Below are 15,905 nucleotides of genomic sequence, written 5' to 3'. Positions count from 1 at the left end.
GCGCCGAAATAGTGGTCGGATTGACGGCCCGGTGATGCGGGAAGGAAACGGGGTCGCGGGAAGCGGCGGTTGGCCTGCCTTGCACGACCCGCGCCGGGATGGAGGCGCTACGTTTCGCGGGTCTGTAGGAGAACGATTGTAGCCTGACTTTGCCGCCACGACGACAGCCTGCCAGCGGCTGTATGGACCTACGGCAATCCTTGCCCATAGGGACGACGTACGGTCTACACTCCCGCCCATGCACAGCAACCTACTCCGCGGCGCTGCCGCTCATGGCCACCACAAGGTCACCTTCGTCGAATTGTTCTTTGACCTGGTTTTCGCCTTCGCCATCACTCAGCTTTCACACAGCCTGATCAATCACTTCAGCCTGGCAGGAGCGGCCCATACCCTGATGCTGTTGCTTGCAGTCTGGTGGGTCTGGGTTTTTACCTCCTGGGTGACCAACTGGCTGGATCCCGAAAAACTGCCGGTCCGTATCGCCCTGCTGGCTCTGATGCAGGCAGGACTGTTGCTCTCCGCCTCGATACCCGATGCCTTTGAAGGGCGAGGACTGATGTTTGCGCTTGCCTATGTCTTCATGCAGGTGGGCCGTAACGCCTTTGCACTGGGCTCACTGGGCGACCAGCACCCGGCCCTGCACCGCAACTTTCTGCGCATACAGGTCTGGCTCACGACCGGCGGTACGCTCTGGATTGCCGGCGGCCTGCTTGACGGCCAGGCCAGACTCGTTTGCTGGCTGCTGGCCTTGCTGGTCGAGTATGCCTCGCCGGCCATGGGTTTCTGGACGCCGGGCATGGGCCGCTCCAGTACCCGCGACTGGAATGTTGAAGGCGGCCACATGGCCGAACGTTGCGCGGCGTTCATCCTGATCGCCCTGGGTGAATCCATCGTCGTGACCGGCGCCACCTTCAGCGCCAGTACCTGGACTCCCGTCGGTGTCACCGCTTTTGTGATTTCCTTTGTAGGCAGCCTGGCGATGTGGTGGCTGTATTTCGACGTCAGCGCCGAGCGAGGCAGCGAGCGCATCGCCCACGATCAGGACCCCGGTCGGTTGGCGCGCCTGGCCTATACCTACATCCACCTGCCCATCGTGGCAGGCATCATCGTCGCCGCCGTGGCCGACGAGTTCGTACTGACTCATCCGCTTGGCCATAGCGAACCCAAGGTCATACTGACCGTGCTGGGCGGCCCCGTGCTTTATCTGCTGGGCTGCGCACTGTTCAAAGCCGCCATCGCAGGTCGACGGCGTCCGCCCATCTCCACGCTGCTGGGCGTCACCACCCTGTTATTGCTAGCCTGGCCCGCCCCGTCCTTGAGCCCGGTGCTGTTGTCCGGACTCGCCACCCTGGTCCTGGTCGCGGTAGCGGCCTGGGACCGCCACAGCATGGCCCGCTGCCTGCCCCAGACGGTCACGGCGGATTGACGCCGGCCGGCTATAATGCCGGCCTCCCTGCCTCTTACCTGAGCTGACAGATGCTGATCCACCCGCACTTCGACCCGGTCGCCATCCACCTGGGGCCCCTCTCCATACGCTGGTACGGGCTGATGTATTTGATCGCCTTCGTGCTCTTCCTGGCCCTGGGTAACTACCGCATCCGCAAACACCCCGAGAGCGGCTGGACCAAGACCCAGCTCGACGATCTGCTGTTCTACGGCGTACTGGGCGTGATACTCGGCGGCCGGCTGGGCTATGTGCTGTTCTACAAGCCCAGCTTCTACTTCAACAACCCGATCGATATCTTCAAGATCTGGGAAGGCGGCATGGCCTTCCATGGCGGCTTCCTGGGCGTGCTGGTGGCCATGTGGCTGTATGGCAGGAAGACCGGTCGTACCTTCTTCCAGATCAGCGATTTTGTCGCCCCGCTGGTACCGCTGGGCCTGGCCGCGGGCCGGCTCGGCAATTTCATCAATGGCGAATTGTGGGGCCGTATCACCCGTCCCGATGTCCCCTGGGCCATGCTGTTCCGTGGTGCAGATGTGAACGCCGAGGACCAGCTGGCGGCGCAGACCAACCCCGAGTACTACACCTGGCTGCAGACCTATGGCGGCCTGCCGCGCCATCCTTCCCAGCTCTACCAGTTCGTCCTGGAAGGGCTGATGCTGTTCGTGGTGCTGTGGCTGTACTCGCGTAAACCGCGCCAGACCGGCCAGGTGTCTGCCATATTCCTGATCGGCTACGGCCTGTGCCGCTTTATTGCCGAATTCGCGCGTGAGCCCGACAACTTCCTGGGCCTCTTGCAGTTCGGTCTCAGCATGGGCCAGTGGCTGAGCCTGCCCATGATCCTGGCCGGCGCCTACCTGCTGATGGTCAGCTCCCGCCGCCGCTAACCACCCAGGGCATTGCCGTGGCTATTGAATACCGCGACAACTGTGAGGGACTAAGCCGCGAGGTATTGGAGGCACTGTTCCAGGCCACCGAGCTCGGTGGCCGCCTGGGCGACAAGATACTGCGCGCCTTCCTGCAGAGCAGCCATGTCTGCCTGGCCTATGATGGCGAGCGCCTGGTGGGGGTGAGCCGTGCGCTCTGCGACGGCGAATACCATGGCCTGATCTACGACGTGGCGGTACATCCGGACTACCAGCGGCAGGGCATAGGCCGGCAGATGTTGACGCTTTTGCTGGCCGCCATGCCAGTCTGGCGGGTGATGCTGGTGGCGGACGAAGGGGTGCAACCCTTCTACCGGCAAGCGGGCTTCGAGCCCTATCCGGACGTGTTGGCCAAGCTGACTCAGGATTACCTCTACAACTGATCATCCAAAACAAACGGCGCCCAGGGGCGCCGTTTTGCATGGATCACTCCACCCACCTAGAGGCGGAAGTGGGCCACGCTCTCCTGTAGCTCACGGGCGACTTCTTCCAGCCTGCGGGCTGCTTCAGCCCCCTGCTCGGCGCTGTCGGTGGTGTTGCTGGCCATCTGCACGATACGCTCGACGTTCTGGGCGATGTCCTGGCTGGCGGCCGACTGCTCCTTGAGTGCCAGCGAGATCTCGTTCGCCACATTGACCAGTTCGCGGCTGCCCTGCTGGATCTCGCCCATCACGCCATCGGCACTGCGCACACCGGCCACGCCAGCCTCAACCTGGCCGACCGAGGCATCCATGCCGCTCACGGCCTCGGCGGCCGAGCTTTGGATGCCGGCGATCATGCCGCCGATCTGGGCAGTCGCAGCCGTGGTCCGCTCTGCCAGCTTTCGCACCTCATCGGCCACCACAGCAAAACCGCGCCCCTCCTCACCAGCCCTGGCGGCCTCGATGGCGGCGTTCAACGCCAGCAAATTGGTCTGGTCGGCGATCTCGCGGATGACCGCGACGATGGAGGAAATCTGGGCTGTTTCCTGGCCCAGGGCGTTGATGGTATTAGCCGACTGCTGGATGGTACCGGCCACCCGGTCGATCTCCACGCCCACACTGCGGATGGTGGCGCTACCGCGTTCGGCATGCTGGCCAGCCTGCTCGGTCAACGCGTGCGCCGTACCGGCATTGGCCGCCAGATGGTTGACGCTGACACTCATCTCTTCGATCGCCGCGGCCATGGCGGCGGCCGAATCGCTCTGCACCCGGGCACTTTCGGAAATACGGCCGGTGCCGGCACTGACCGCGCCTGCTTCCTGATTGACCCGCTCGGCCAGCTCACGCAGCGCGCCCACATTGGCGGCCATGCCGGTACGCACGGCCTCTACATTGGCCAGGAGGCTGTCGCGGTCACCGGCACGCAACGGTACCACCCGACCCAAGTTACCACCGGCCAGGTCGCGCATCAGGCTGCGGGCCAGATCCGGCTCGCCACCGATCTGCCGCATGACCGACCGGACCAGCCATGCGCCCAAGGCAGCTGCGATCAGCAGGGTCACAACGGAAACCACGATCACCAGGTTGCGGATATGGCTGCTGGCGGTGGCCGCAGCCGTCTTGGCCGCCGCGACCTGGCCAGCGGTATCCTTGCTCCAGCCATCGAGCAAGGTCTGCATGGGCTCCCAGGCGAGCATGCTTTCAAACTGGATGATCTTGTCGCGGGCAGCGTCGAGATCGCCACCGACCACCAGGTCGCGCGCCTCGAACTGATACTGTTGCTGCTGCTTGCGCAGCTCGACAAACTTGGCCAACCGCTTCTTGTCTTCTTCATCGTCAGACAGCAGTTTGGTGGCAGTGGCAACGGCTGCGTCGATACGGGCCGGCGCGGCATTGAGGTCGGCCAGGGCCTTGTCATTGGTCGGGTCGGTGTAAAGGCTGCGCAGCGAGACGCTACTGCCCTGGGCCAGCATGTAGAGCCGCGAGATGATCTGCATCTCGGCCTGGTCGCGCTCGACAAAGTGGTCCAAATGACGCTGATTGTTCTGAAAGCCCACTACCGCGATCACGGCAGTCAGCACAAACAAGCTGCAGACAGCGCCGATCACGGCGCTCATGCGATGAGATAGCTTCACGATGGTTTCCTAATCAGTACTGCCTGCAAAGCCCTTGTAGGGTTGGCGCCCATGTCAATATAGCGCCCCGCAACACAAAGCCCGGCCTGCTTGCCGGGCGTGAATATATTTCCCCAATTGTCGCAAGCGTCCTTCCGAGTGAAATATTAGGGTTTTCTATTATAGAGGCCTGCTAGGCAATTGATTTTTATACCAAAAGCATTTTCAGGCCGCCCATCGCAAATTGGCAGCACCGGTCAGGCTTAATCAGGCAACCAGTTGGGTGCCAAAAGGCACAGCGCCAGCAAGCGGGCCAGCACTTCACCGCGGAAGAAATCGCGGCGGGCATCCTCCGCATCGATGATGCCTACCAGCCTGCCATCCTCGGCATAGAGCGGCAGACATGCCTCGCTCTGCACCTCCGCATCGCAGGTGTAATAAGCGCCGCCCTCGGCCACGTAGCTGTCGACGTTGTCGATGATGCGGCCACGGCCGGACAGGCCCACGGCGCTATTGTTGGAATACTCGGCAAAGGCTTCGGTCAGGGGGAATTCCGCCCTGCTGGGCTTGCCGGCATAGGCCAGCTTCACCAATGCCCGTCCGTCGGCTACCTTGCGGGCCTGATAGACCCCCAACCAACCGCAACCGCTCTCGACCACGATCTGGTCGATCAGCCGCTTGAGCACGGCCAGGCGGTGGCTGGTCTCGACGGTCTCGCCCCCCAGGGTAGGCGCCAGGTCATAGGGTTCGGCCTGCAACTGGTCTGGCAGGGAACAGGCGCCGTTCTCGCCCAGCTCGGGTACCTTGTAGCGGTAGAGGTTGTCGAGCACGGTCGGCACACGGGTGGTCTCGGCCAGTTCGGCGTAGGCAGCGAGGTGGGGCTGCACCAGGGCTTCGGGCAAAAGGTCCGGCAGGCCCGAGCGGGCAAGGTAGTCGGCAGGCGTCATGGTGCGTCTTTCAGGTGGATGGCAGGCTGGCTATATGAGGGCAAACGCATGTGCCGACAAGGGCTCAATGCTTGAGTTGCAGGGCCTGGACCAGCGGCCAGACGTTGTCGAGCAGGCGCGGCTGGGCGGTCGCGACAGGATGTAGCTGGTCGCCCTGAAACAGCTCGGGCTTGTCGGCGATGCCCTCGAACAGGAAAGGCGGCGGGGGCAGCTTGTATTGCCGCGCCAAGTCGCCGAACATGGCATCGAACTTTGTCGTGTAGGCAGGACCAAAGTTGGGCGGCATACGGACGGCGATCAGCCCGACCCGGGCGCCGGCCTTGCGACCGAGCTCGATCATGGTGATCAGATTCTGCCGTGCGGTCTCGACCGGCAGACCGCGCAGGCCATCATTGGCGCCCAGCTCCAGCAGCAAGAGCTCGGGTTGATGCTGCTTGAGCGCCGCCGGCAGGCGGGTCAGACCACCGGCCGTGGTCTCGCCGGACATGCTGGCGTTGACCACCCGCCAGTCCTGGCCGAGCTTTTGCTGCAAGAGGGTAGGCCAGGCCTGCTGGATGCGTATGCCGTAGCCAGCCGAGAGGCTGTCGCCGAACACCAGGACGGTCCGGGGCTCCTTGGCCCAGGCCATAGACGCCAGACAACTGAACAACAGACCCAAGAACAGAACAATGCGCGCCACGCTCGATTTCCCCAATGATGAAACGCTGACCCTCAGCCCCGCCATTCTGGCGGCCCGTGGCCTGAGCAAGCAAGTCGGCTTCGACCATGAGACGCTGACCATACTCGACGAGGTCAGTTTCGCCCTGCCCGAGGGCAGTACGCTGGCCATCGTCGGCGCCTCGGGCTCGGGCAAGTCTACCTTGCTGGGCTTGCTGGCCGGCCTCGACAGCCCTTCCAAGGGCAGCGTCGAGTTGGCCGGACAGGCGCTCGATACCTTGGACGAGGATGGCAGGGCTCGCTTGCGGGCACGCCAGGTCGGTTTTGTGTTCCAGTCCTTCCAGCTCTTGCCGGCGCTGACCGCGCTCGACAATGTGGCGCTGCCCTTGGAGCTCTCCGGCCAGGGTGACGCCCAGCGTACCGCCCAGGCCTTGCTGGAGCGGGTAGGCCTGGGTCACCGGTTGCAACACCGGCCCAAGGAGCTCTCCGGTGGCGAGCAGCAGCGCGTGGCGCTGGCACGCGCCTTCGTCACCCGACCCAAACTGCTGTTTGCCGACGAGCCGACCGGTAACCTCGATACCCAGACCGGTGAGCGGGTCATCGACCTCCTTTTCAGCCTGAATGCCGAATCCGGCACCACCCTGGTCCTGGTCACCCATGACGAGCGACTGGCAGCGCGCTGCGGCTGTCGCCTGCGACTGGCCGCCGGCAAGGTGGTGGAGCGTCAGGGGCTGTGAACAAGCTGCCAAGCGCCAGCTGGCGCAGCCTGCTGACCGATCTTTTGCTCGGTGCCGGCTGGGGTGCACTGCTGGCCAGCCTGGCCAAGGGTGTCCATATCGGCTGGCAGAGCCGCGACGCGGGCTGGGGGTGGCTGTCTGTGCCTTTGGGGCTGGTCAGCGGTCCCGTCTACCTGATCATGGATCTCTATATGCTGCTGGTGCCAGGCGAGCACGCCTGGCTGGTGCTCGACTGGGCCGTGATGGGGGCACTGATCGGGGCAGCATTAGGTCTCTTGCCTGGTGAAGGGCTTGCAGCACTGGACCAGCGTATAGACAAGGACAAGCAATGAAACTCTGGAACCTGGCCTGGCGCTGGCTCAAGCGTGACCTGGCCGCGGGCGAATTGACCGTGATGGCAGTCGCGCTGGTGGTGGCGATAGCCGCCATGAGCAGCGTGGGCTTCTTTACCGACCGGGTAACGCAGGCGCTGCAAAGCGAAGCCGATAGGCTGCTGGCCGCCGACCTGGTGCTGAATACCGACCAGCCGCTGCCACCGGCCTTTGCGGCCGAAGCCGACCGGCGCGGTCTGGCTCGCGGCGCCACCATCACCTTCCCCAGCATGGCGCAGACGGCCGCCCGCGCCCAGCTGACCACGGTCAAGGCAGTCTCCAGCAGCTACCCGCTACGCGGCGAGGTCAAGCTCCTGCAAGGTACCAGCGAGGTCAAGGCCAAGGGGGCACCGGCACCCGGTACCGCCTGGGCCGATCAGCGTCTGTTCGACGCACTCAATCTCGCTCCCGGCGCCAAGCTGCAACTGGGCGAGAAGACCTTTGTATTGGCCGCTGTGCTGGCACGCGAGCCCGATGGGGCCATGGACCTCTACAACTTCGTGCCGCGGCTGCTGTTCAATGAGGCCGACCTAGCCGCCACCAAGCTCATCCAACCTGGCAGCCGGGTACGCTATCGCCTCCTGCTGGCCGGCACACCTGAGCAGGTCAATGCCATGCGCAACTGGCTCAAGCCGCAGCTCAAGCGTGGTCAGCGGCTGGAAAACGTGCAGGAGGCGAGACCGGAGATCAAGACCTCGCTGAACCGTGCCGACCGCTTCCTGCGCCTGTCGGCATTGATCAGCGTCTTTCTGGCAGCGGCGGCCATTGCCTTGGCCGCGCGTCGCTATGTGGAACGGCACCTCGACTCGGTGGCTCTGCTACGTACATTGGGCTTGACCCAGCGCGACATCGTGGGCCTGTTCCTGCGCCAGTACAGCCTCCTGGCGCTGATCGCCATCAGCGGTGGCGTGGCATTGGGCTGGCTGGCCCAGTTCGGCCTCGCCCATGTGCTGGCCGGCTTCTTCGATACCGCCTTGCCGCCAGCCGGCCCCCTGCCCGCCTTGGCTGGTGGCGCGGTCGGCCTGACCCTGCTGCTGGGCTTCTGCCTGCCGCCACTGCTGCGCCTGCGGGGCGTCTCGCCCCTGCGGGTGATACGGCGCGATGCGACACCACCCGGCAACGCCCCGTTAGCCAGCCTGCTGGGCCTGGCGGCACTGGCCGGGCTGATTGCCTGGCAGGCTGGCGAAGCAAAGTTGGCTGCACTGGCCTTGGCCGGGCTGGCCGGTACCGTGGGTCTGGCCGCCCTGGCGGCTTGGGGCCTGGTATGGCTGACGCCCAAGTTGCCGCTGCCCGCCAATGTGGGCTGGCGTTTTGGCCTGGCCAACGTCGCCCGGCGGCGCGGCCTGAGCGTGGCGCAGATCGTCGCCCTGGCGCTGGGGCTGATGGCACTGATGCTGCTCACCGTGGTGCGCGGCGACCTCTTGGCCGCCTGGGACAAGTCGGTACCCAAGGATGCGCCCAACCGCTTCATTATCAATATCCAGCCCGAGCAGCGCGCGGCCATTGCCGCCAACTTCCGTAGCGCGGGCCTGACCGAGCCCGGCTTCTCGCCCATGATACGGGCCCGTTTGATCAATATCGCCGGCCAGCCGGTACAACCTGACCGCTATGGCGACGAGCAGGCCAAGCGGCTCTCGGAACGAGAGTTCAACCTCTCCTGGGGCAACAGCCTGCGCAAGGACAACCGCATCACCGCGGGCCAGCCGCTGCAGGAGGACCAGCCCGGCTGGTCGGTGGAGGAAGGTATCGCCCGCACCTTGGGCATCAAGCTCGGCGACACCTTGAGCTTCGATATCGCCGGCACGGTCTATACCGCGCCGGTACGCAATCTGCGCAAGGTCGACTGGGACTCTTTCCAGGTCAACTTCTTCGTCGTTGGCAGCCGCGCCTTGCTGGCTGAGCAGCCGGCCAGCTATGTCAGCAGCTTCTACCTGCCGGACGCGCGCCATGCGTTCGGCAGCGCGCTGTCGCGCAGCTTCCCCAACCTGACGGTGATCGACGTCTCGGTCATCCTGCGTGAGGTACGTAGCGTGCTGGACCGGGTACTGGCCGCGGTAGAGGTGGTGTTCGCCTTCAGCCTGGCCGCCGGCATTGCCGTGCTTTATGCCGCCACCCTGGCCACCCATGACGAGCGCAAGCGCGAGGCCGCCATCCTGCGCACGCTGGGAGCGGCCGGCGCAGTGGTCAAGCAGGCCGCCAGCGCCGAACTTTTGCTGGTGGGCGGCCTGGCGGGCCTGTTGGCGGCCGGCGCGGCCTTGGGCATAGGGGCGGCGGCAGCCATCCAGCTCTTCGAGCTGCCGGCCCGCATCAGCTGGTGGCTGCTGCCGACTGGCCTGCTGCTCGGTGCCCTGGCCGCGCGCCTGGCGGCGACGCCCCTGCTGAACCGGGTCTTGAAAACGCCGCCACTCAGGGCGTTGCGCTGACCCGTCCTACCAGGTAACCCGGCCGCCGCTGTCCAGGGTCAATAGCCAGATGGCGTTGGCCTCGACATCGGCGCAGTGCTGGAACAAGGCCTCGCCGGCCTGCGGGTCGGCGGTGTCCAGCAGCCTGAGCCAACGCCCCGGTCGCAGGGTGAATGTCGTCGCCTGTGCTTCGGCATTGACCAGCAGCAAGAGACGCTCGCGAGTACCCTCCGGCCCCAGCTCGACGATCAGGCTGAAGCGTTCCCGGCCATCCCACTCGGCCGGCGTCATGGGCTTGCCTTCCGCGTTGCGCCAATCCACGTCACGCTGCTCATAGCCGCCATGCGCGTCGGCGCTGAACCAGCGCCCATGGCGCAGGCCGGGGTAGCGCCGCCGCAGCGCGATCAAGCGGGCAGTGTAGGCCGCCAGTTCCTCATCCTTGCCCTCCCAATCGAGCCAGCTGATCGGGCCGTCCTGGCAATAGGCGTTGTTGTTGCCCTGCTGGCTGTGGCCCAGCTCGTCGCCAGCCAGCAGCATGGGTGTGCCCTGGCTGAACAGCAGCGTAGCCAGGAGGGCTCGCTTGAGCCGGCCACGCAAGGCGTTGATGGTGGCATCCTCGGTCGGCCCCTCGACGCCACCGTTCCAGCTGTGGTTATGGCTGCTGCCGTCGTAGTTATGCTCGCCATTGGCTTCGTTATGCTTATGGCTATAGCTCACCAGATCATGCAGATTGAAGCCGTCATGGGCGGTCAGGAAGTTGACGCTGGCCCAGGGCAGGCGGCCGCGCCGTTCGAACAGATCGCTGCTGGCGGTCAAGCGGCGGGCGAACTCGCCCCGGGCCGGCCCATGGTGCAGCCAGAAGCTGCGCATGCTGTCGCGGTAGCGGTCGTTCCACTCCGCCCAGCCCGGAGGAAAGCCCCCCACCCGGTAGCCATCCGGACCGATATCCCAAGGCTCGGCTATCAGCTTCAGCCGGTTCAGCACGGGATCGGCCTGTACCGCGGCCAGGAAGGCCGACCAGCTCTCGAAGCTGCCGGGCATATTGCGCGCCAGGATGGGGGCGAGATCGAAGCGAAAGCCATCGACATGGCAGCACTCCGCCCAGTAGCGCAGGCTATCCAGCACCAGTTGCAGGCAGCGCGGCTCGGCCACGTTGAGGGTATTGCCACAGCCGGTCCAGTTCTCGTCGCGGCCATCCGGCGCCAGCCGGTAGTAGCTGCGGTTGTCTAGGCCGCGCAGATTGAAGGTCGGACCACCTATGCCACCCTCGGCACTGTGGTTGTAGACCACATCCAACAGCACCTCGATGCCGGCAGCGTGCAGTGACCGTACCATTTGCTTGAATTCGGCCACCGGGTCGTCGCTGCTGGCATAGCGCGGCTCGACCGCCATCAAGGCCAGCGGGTTGTAGCCCCAGTAGTTGACCATGTCACGCGCCAGGAGTTGGCCTTCGTCGCCGCAAGCCGCCACGGGCAAGAGCTCCACCGTGGTCACGCCCAGCTGCTTGAGCCACGCAACACTGGCCGGGTGGCCCAGGCCGGCATAGCTGCCGCGCAGGGTCTCCGGTACCGCCGGATTGAGCTGGCTGAAGCCCTTGACGTGCAGCTCGTAGATCACCGTGTCGCGCCAATGCACACCAGGTCGACGATCCCCTTGCCAATCGAAGTCGCGGCCATCGCCCACCACCGCCTTGACCGCATGCATGGCGTTGTCGCGTGGGTCTGGCCGGCAGGGGTCGCCCGGCAGATGATCGCAATAGTCGCCCTGCCCGCCATAGCGGCCATGCAGGCGGCGGGCATAGGGGTCCAGCAGCAGCTTGGCCGGGTTATAGCGGTGGCCACGGCCGGGCAGCCATAGGCCGTGGGCGCGGTAGCCGTAGATCAAACCCGGCTCTGCACCTGCCAGGTAACCATGCCAGACGCCAGCATGCTGACCGGGCAGCGGCAACCTGGCCAGCTCGTTCTGGCCGCTGGCGTCGAACAGGCACAGTTCCAGCCTATCGGCATTGAGGGCATAGACCGCGAAGTTCACCCCCTGGCCATCCCAGCTGCTACCGAGCTGGAAAGGGTTGCCAGGCCTCAGCCCCAGCGCGAGCGCCATCTCAGTCCACCTCCAGGACAAAGAGCTGGGTCGCCAGCGGCGCCAGCCGCAGGCTCAGGGAGCAAGGCTTGCCATGGCAGGGCGCTGCGATGCTGGCAGCATCGCCATTGCCCACGTCGCTGCCGCCGTAGTGGCGCGAATCGGTATTGATGGCCTCGCGCCAACGGCCGGCGAAGGGCACGCCGATCCGGTAGTCCTCTCGTACCTGCGGGGTGAAGTTGCACACTGCCAGCACCACCCCGCCCGTTCCATCGTGGCGCAGAAAGCTCAGCACCGAGTTGTCGGCATCTTCCCAGCAGGCCCAATCGAAGCCGGTCGGCTCGCAATCGAGCCTATGCAGCGCCGGCGTGGCCACATAGAGCCGGTTCAGGTCACCCACCAACCGCTGTATGCCAGCGTGACGAGGATCGTCCAAGAGGTGCCAGTCCAGGCTCTGGTCATGGTCCCACTCCCGCCATTGGGCGAACTCGCCACCCATAAAGAGCAGCTTCTTGCCAGGGTGGGCCCACATAAAGCCGAAATAGGCTCGCAGATTGGCAAAACGCTGCCAGTCGTCACCAGGCATCTTGGTCAGCAACGAACCCTTGCCATGAACCACCTCGTCGTGCGAAAGCGGCAACACGTAGTTTTCGCCAAAGGCGTAGGTCAACCCGAAACTCAGCTGGCCATGGTGGTGGCGACGGTGGACTGGGTCACGCCGGATATAGTCCAGCGTGTCGTGCATCCAGCCCATATTCCACTTGTAGTGAAAGCCCAGGCCACCGTGCTCGGGCGGTCGGCTGACCTGCGGGAAGGCGGTCGATTCCTCGGCCAGGGTGACTGCGCCGGGCCGCTCCACACCCAGCCAGTGGTTGGTCTGGCGCAGAAAGCCAATCGCTTCCAGGTTCTCCCGACCACCGTGCACATTGGGCACCCAGTCGCCATCCTCCCGGCTGTAATCACGGTAGAGCATGGACGCCACAGCGTCGACCCGCAGCCCATCCACACCGTACTGCTCCAGCCAGAACAGGGCGTTGGCGCTAAGGAAGTTGGCTACTTCGCGCCGGCCATAGTTGTAGATCAGGGTGTTCCAATCGCGGTGGAAACCCTCGCGCGGGTCGGCATGCTCGTAGAGGTGGGTGCCATCAAACCGGGCCAGGCCGTGGGCATCCTCGGGGAAGTGCCCCGGCACCCAGTCGAGCAGCAAACCGAGGCCCGCAGCGTGGATGGCCTCGACCAGGTAACGGAAATCCTCGGGCGTACCAAAGCGCGCCGTCGGCGCATAGAGCCCCACGGGCTGGTAGCCCCAGGAGCCATCGAAGGGGTGCTCGCTGACCGGCAGCAACTCGATATGGGTGAAGCCCAGCCCCACCACATAGGGCACCAGAATGTCGGCCAGCTCGCGGTAGCTCAGCCATGCGCCACCGTCCTTGCGCCGCCAGGAACCCAGATGGACCTCGTAGATGCTGACCGGGCGATCGCGGCCACTGTCCAGGGGCCGGCTGGGCAAGGGCGGCGGCAGGGTGTGGACCAGCGAAGCGGTAGCCGGCCTGAGCTCGGCGGCAAAACCGAAGGGGTCGGCCTTGTGCACTATCAGGCCATCCCAGTCCAGCACCTGGAATTTATAGGCATCGCCAGGGCCTACGCCGGGCAGGAACAGCTCCCATACCCCGCATTCGCGCCGCAGACGCATGGGGTGGGCGCTGCCGTTCCAGAAATTGAAATCCCCCACCAGCGAGACACGCTTGGCATTGGGCGCCCATACCGAGAAGCGGGTGCCGTGCACCCCTTCCACTTCCTGTACGTGCGCCCCCAGCACCTGCCAGAGCCGACGGTGCGAGCCCTCGCCCAGGTGCCAGATATCGACCTCACCCAACAGCGGCGGGAATTGGTAGGGGTCGTCCAGCTGCAGGGTCACCCCCTGCCAGCGCACCTCCAGACGGTAGCGCCGATCCGTGGCGTCCGCCGGCAGCGCGACCGCGAAGAAACCACGCGGATCCAGACAGGCCAGCTTGACCAGGGGCTTGCCGTCCTGGCGCAACGCAGTGACCGTTTGCGCCTCGGGCAACCAGACACGCAGCTGGGCCAGTCCCTCCGGCCCGTGCACACCCAGTACGGCAAAAGCATCGCCATGCTCGCCGCGGCATATCGCCTCGATTTCCCAATGATCGAGCGTGCTGCCCGCCATGCCTGCTCCCTCGCTTGATTTCTCTCATGTTAGAGCCTGTTCATACTATTTTCTCATCGGCGCCAGACTGGCAAGCACAAAGCAGCACGCCCCGACAAAACGGGGCGTGTGCAAAAGGCGATGATGGCGTCACCGCGGTGAATTCTGGTGCCCGGTACCTTGGGCTCGCCCGGGCGGGAGCCACACCTGCACGACACTACGGCAGGAACGTGCGCGCAGTCTGCCCCGGCATTGTTGCAACGGCTTTGCGTAGTCATAACACCAGGCTTACAAGGCTCAACTTCCCGCTGGCGCTGCCGATAACCGGTAGGTGAAGCGCTCGCTTCGCAAGGGTAGCCGCCGTCTGGGCAGCACCGAGCCCGGGGGCTCGACTGCATGGGCGACGGTGTCGACTACTGGTGTCGCAGACGCGACAGCTGCAGTGGCAGGACCAGCCCGCATGCCCAGGCGGGGAATGGCTGCCGCGCCCCGCTTAGGCAGCAAGAACGGGTGAAGAAAAACGGGGGGCCGGTTGCCGGCCCCCTGTCCTCCGGCTCATAACGCTTAGGCCTAGATCTTGAAACGGCCTACCAGCTCACCCAGGCTGCGCGACAAGCGCTCCAGCTCCATCACTGCATCCGCCACCTCGGCCACCGCCTGGCTGTTGCTCTGTGCCATGGCACTGATGCGCTCGACGTTTTGGGCGATATCGGTGCTGGCCGCAGCCTGCTCGCGGGTCGAGTCGGCGATCACGCCCACATCGCCCACCAGGCGCTCGGTCTCGCCACGCACCGCGCCGATGGCCTCGCTGGCCTTGTGCGAGATGGCGACGCCGCTACCTATGCGATCACGGGTCTGTTGCATGCCGTCACCGGCCCCCTCGATCTCACGCTGGATCTCCAGCACGATCTGGCCGATCTCCACCGTAGCCTCGGCGGTGCGCGCAGCCAGCTTGCGTACTTCGTCCGCCACCACCGCAAAGCCGCGGCCCTGCTCGCCGGCCCGGGCCGCTTCGATGGCAGCGTTGAGCGCCAGGAGGTTGGTCTGGTCGGCAATATCCTTGATCACATTGACGATGGTATCGACCTTGGCCGACTGCTGGCCCAGCCGGCTCATGCTGCCCGCGAGGGCATCCACACTATGGTTGACCTGATCGATCTCGGCCGCCACCTCGTCCACCAGCGCCTGGCCTCGCGCCGTCGCCTGACCGGTCTCACGCGCGCTGCGCTCGAAGTCCCGTGCCGTCTCGGCAATATGCTGGATGCTGACTGTCACCTGCTCCACGCTGGCTGCCGTGGCGGTCGCTGCCTCGGCCTGCTGGTTCGAGGCCTGCTCCACCGTATCGGCACTACCGGACAGGCACTGGGCCGCCTGGCCGACCGAGGCACTCTGCTCGCGCACCTGCACGAACATCTCGCGCAGCTTGCCCATGAAGTGATTGAACGATTCGCTGGTACGGCCTATCTCGTCACGGCTGTCGACCTGCAGGCGGCGGGTCAGGTCGCCCTCACCAGAGGCCAGTGCCTCCATGGCTGCGGCCAGCCGCCCCAGCGGCCGGGTCAGCGCCGTCAGCAAGCCACCCAGTACCAGCAGGATCAAGACTGCGGCGACCGCCCCCACCAGAATGGCCTGACGGCGCGCCTTGACCGCATCGGCCACGATCACCGTCTTGGGAATGACCACGCCCAGCGACCAGTACTGCCCGCTATCGCCGATCTGGATCGGGCGCCAGACCTGCAATTCGCCCCCGCTCTCGAATTCAAAGGGCTTGCCGGCCTGCACATTGGCCAGGAAGTCGGTTGGGTAGCGGTCCTTCTCGATGGCCTTGCCCAGGAGCTTGTCGTCCTGCTGCACCACGTAAAGCCCGCTATTGGAGACTAGGGTCAGGTGGCCCACGTCGAAGGGTTTGTATTGGCTGAAGCTGGCCTGCAGATTACCCAGCGGCATGTCCACCGCGGCCACGCCCTGGAATTTGCCGGCCATATCCTTGATCGCTACTACCAGGGAAGACATCAGCACCATCTTGCCCTGTACCTCATAGGGGTAGGGCTCGGTCACCGTGTCCTTCTGCCTTTGCTTGGGGGTGTAATAGAAATCACCCCAGCCCGGCTTTTCATATTCGGGCTGGTAGCCGGCCGGA

General features: G+C 65.0%; 12 protein-coding genes. 6 read left to right on the top strand and 6 right to left on the bottom strand.

Translation table 11 applies throughout. The annotated features are described in order from the left end of the window. Positions 1-238: 238 nt before the first annotated feature. From VIM95_RS01885 to VIM95_RS01875, 3 genes are read left to right on the top strand one after another with little or no spacing between them, the layout of a single operon-like run. The gene (locus VIM95_RS01885; RefSeq protein WP_331982328.1) at positions 239-1,426 is read left to right on the top strand and encodes a low temperature requirement protein A; all 1,188 of its coding nucleotides are present in this window, start codon (positions 239-241) and stop codon (positions 1,424-1,426) included. A 50-nt stretch (positions 1,427-1,476) separates the two neighbouring features. Next, entirely contained in the window at positions 1,477-2,331 is an 855-nt protein-coding gene (gene lgt / locus VIM95_RS01880; RefSeq protein WP_331982325.1) for a prolipoprotein diacylglyceryl transferase, read from the top strand. 17 nt (positions 2,332-2,348) lie between these two features. Beyond that, positions 2,349-2,753 carry a GNAT family N-acetyltransferase gene (locus VIM95_RS01875; protein WP_331982322.1) on the top strand — a complete coding sequence of 135 codons (405 nt, stop codon included), beginning with the start codon at positions 2,349-2,351 and terminating at the stop codon, positions 2,751-2,753. A gap of 56 nt (positions 2,754-2,809) precedes the next feature. Here VIM95_RS01875 and VIM95_RS01870 read toward each other — a convergent pair whose 3' ends face one another. The 3 genes from VIM95_RS01870 to VIM95_RS01860 form a co-directional block, all read right to left on the bottom strand. Next, complete coding sequence (locus tag VIM95_RS01870) at positions 2,810-4,426, bottom strand: methyl-accepting chemotaxis protein (RefSeq protein WP_331982319.1); 1,617 nt, start codon at positions 4,424-4,426, stop codon at positions 2,810-2,812. 242 nt (positions 4,427-4,668) lie between these two features. Continuing rightward, on the bottom strand, positions 4,669-5,352 hold the full coding sequence (locus tag VIM95_RS01865; RefSeq protein ID WP_331982316.1) for a hypothetical protein: 684 nt from the start codon (positions 5,350-5,352) through the stop codon (positions 4,669-4,671). A 64-nt stretch (positions 5,353-5,416) separates the two neighbouring features. Continuing rightward, complete coding sequence (locus VIM95_RS01860) at positions 5,417-6,031, bottom strand: arylesterase (RefSeq protein WP_331982313.1); 615 nt, start codon at positions 6,029-6,031, stop codon at positions 5,417-5,419. Here VIM95_RS01860 and VIM95_RS01855 point away from each other — a divergent pair. From VIM95_RS01855 to VIM95_RS01845, 3 genes are read left to right on the top strand one after another with little or no spacing between them, the layout of a single operon-like run. Further along, on the top strand, positions 6,021-6,746 hold the full coding sequence (locus VIM95_RS01855) for an ABC transporter ATP-binding protein (RefSeq protein ID WP_331982310.1): 726 nt from the start codon (positions 6,021-6,023) through the stop codon (positions 6,744-6,746). The genes VIM95_RS01860 and VIM95_RS01855 overlap by 11 nt on opposite strands. Continuing rightward, positions 6,743-7,078, top strand: a complete 336-nt coding sequence (locus VIM95_RS01850; protein WP_331982307.1) for a hypothetical protein — start codon at positions 6,743-6,745, stop codon at positions 7,076-7,078. The genes VIM95_RS01855 and VIM95_RS01850 overlap by 4 nt, the downstream gene beginning before the upstream one ends. Then, on the top strand, positions 7,075-9,540 hold the full coding sequence (locus tag VIM95_RS01845) for an ABC transporter permease (protein ID WP_331982304.1): 2,466 nt from the start codon (positions 7,075-7,077) through the stop codon (positions 9,538-9,540). The genes VIM95_RS01850 and VIM95_RS01845 overlap by 4 nt, the downstream gene beginning before the upstream one ends. 6 nt (positions 9,541-9,546) lie before the next feature. On the opposite strand, the gene glgX is transcribed toward VIM95_RS01845, so the two are convergent. The 3 genes from glgX to VIM95_RS01830 all read right to left on the bottom strand — a co-directional run. Then, positions 9,547-11,619, bottom strand: a complete 2,073-nt coding sequence (gene glgX, locus VIM95_RS01840; RefSeq protein ID WP_331982301.1) for a glycogen debranching protein GlgX — start codon at positions 11,617-11,619, stop codon at positions 9,547-9,549. Between the two features lies 1 nt (position 11,620). After that, positions 11,621-13,786 (bottom strand): 1,4-alpha-glucan branching protein GlgB, encoded by a 2,166-nt coding sequence (gene glgB / locus VIM95_RS01835; protein ID WP_331982298.1) that lies wholly within the window; start codon positions 13,784-13,786, stop codon positions 11,621-11,623. Between the two features lie 549 nt (positions 13,787-14,335). After that, on the bottom strand, positions 14,336-15,905 hold a 1,570-nt coding region (locus tag VIM95_RS01830; RefSeq protein WP_331982295.1), incomplete at its 5' end, for a methyl-accepting chemotaxis protein.

Origin of the sequence: Chitinimonas sp. (genome assembly GCF_036568685.1) — a bacterium.
Taxonomy (GTDB): domain Bacteria; phylum Pseudomonadota; class Gammaproteobacteria; order Burkholderiales; family Chitinimonadaceae; genus Chitinimonas.
The sequence above is the reverse complement of the archived record's forward strand: the minus strand, read 5'-3'. Positions and strand labels throughout refer to the sequence as shown.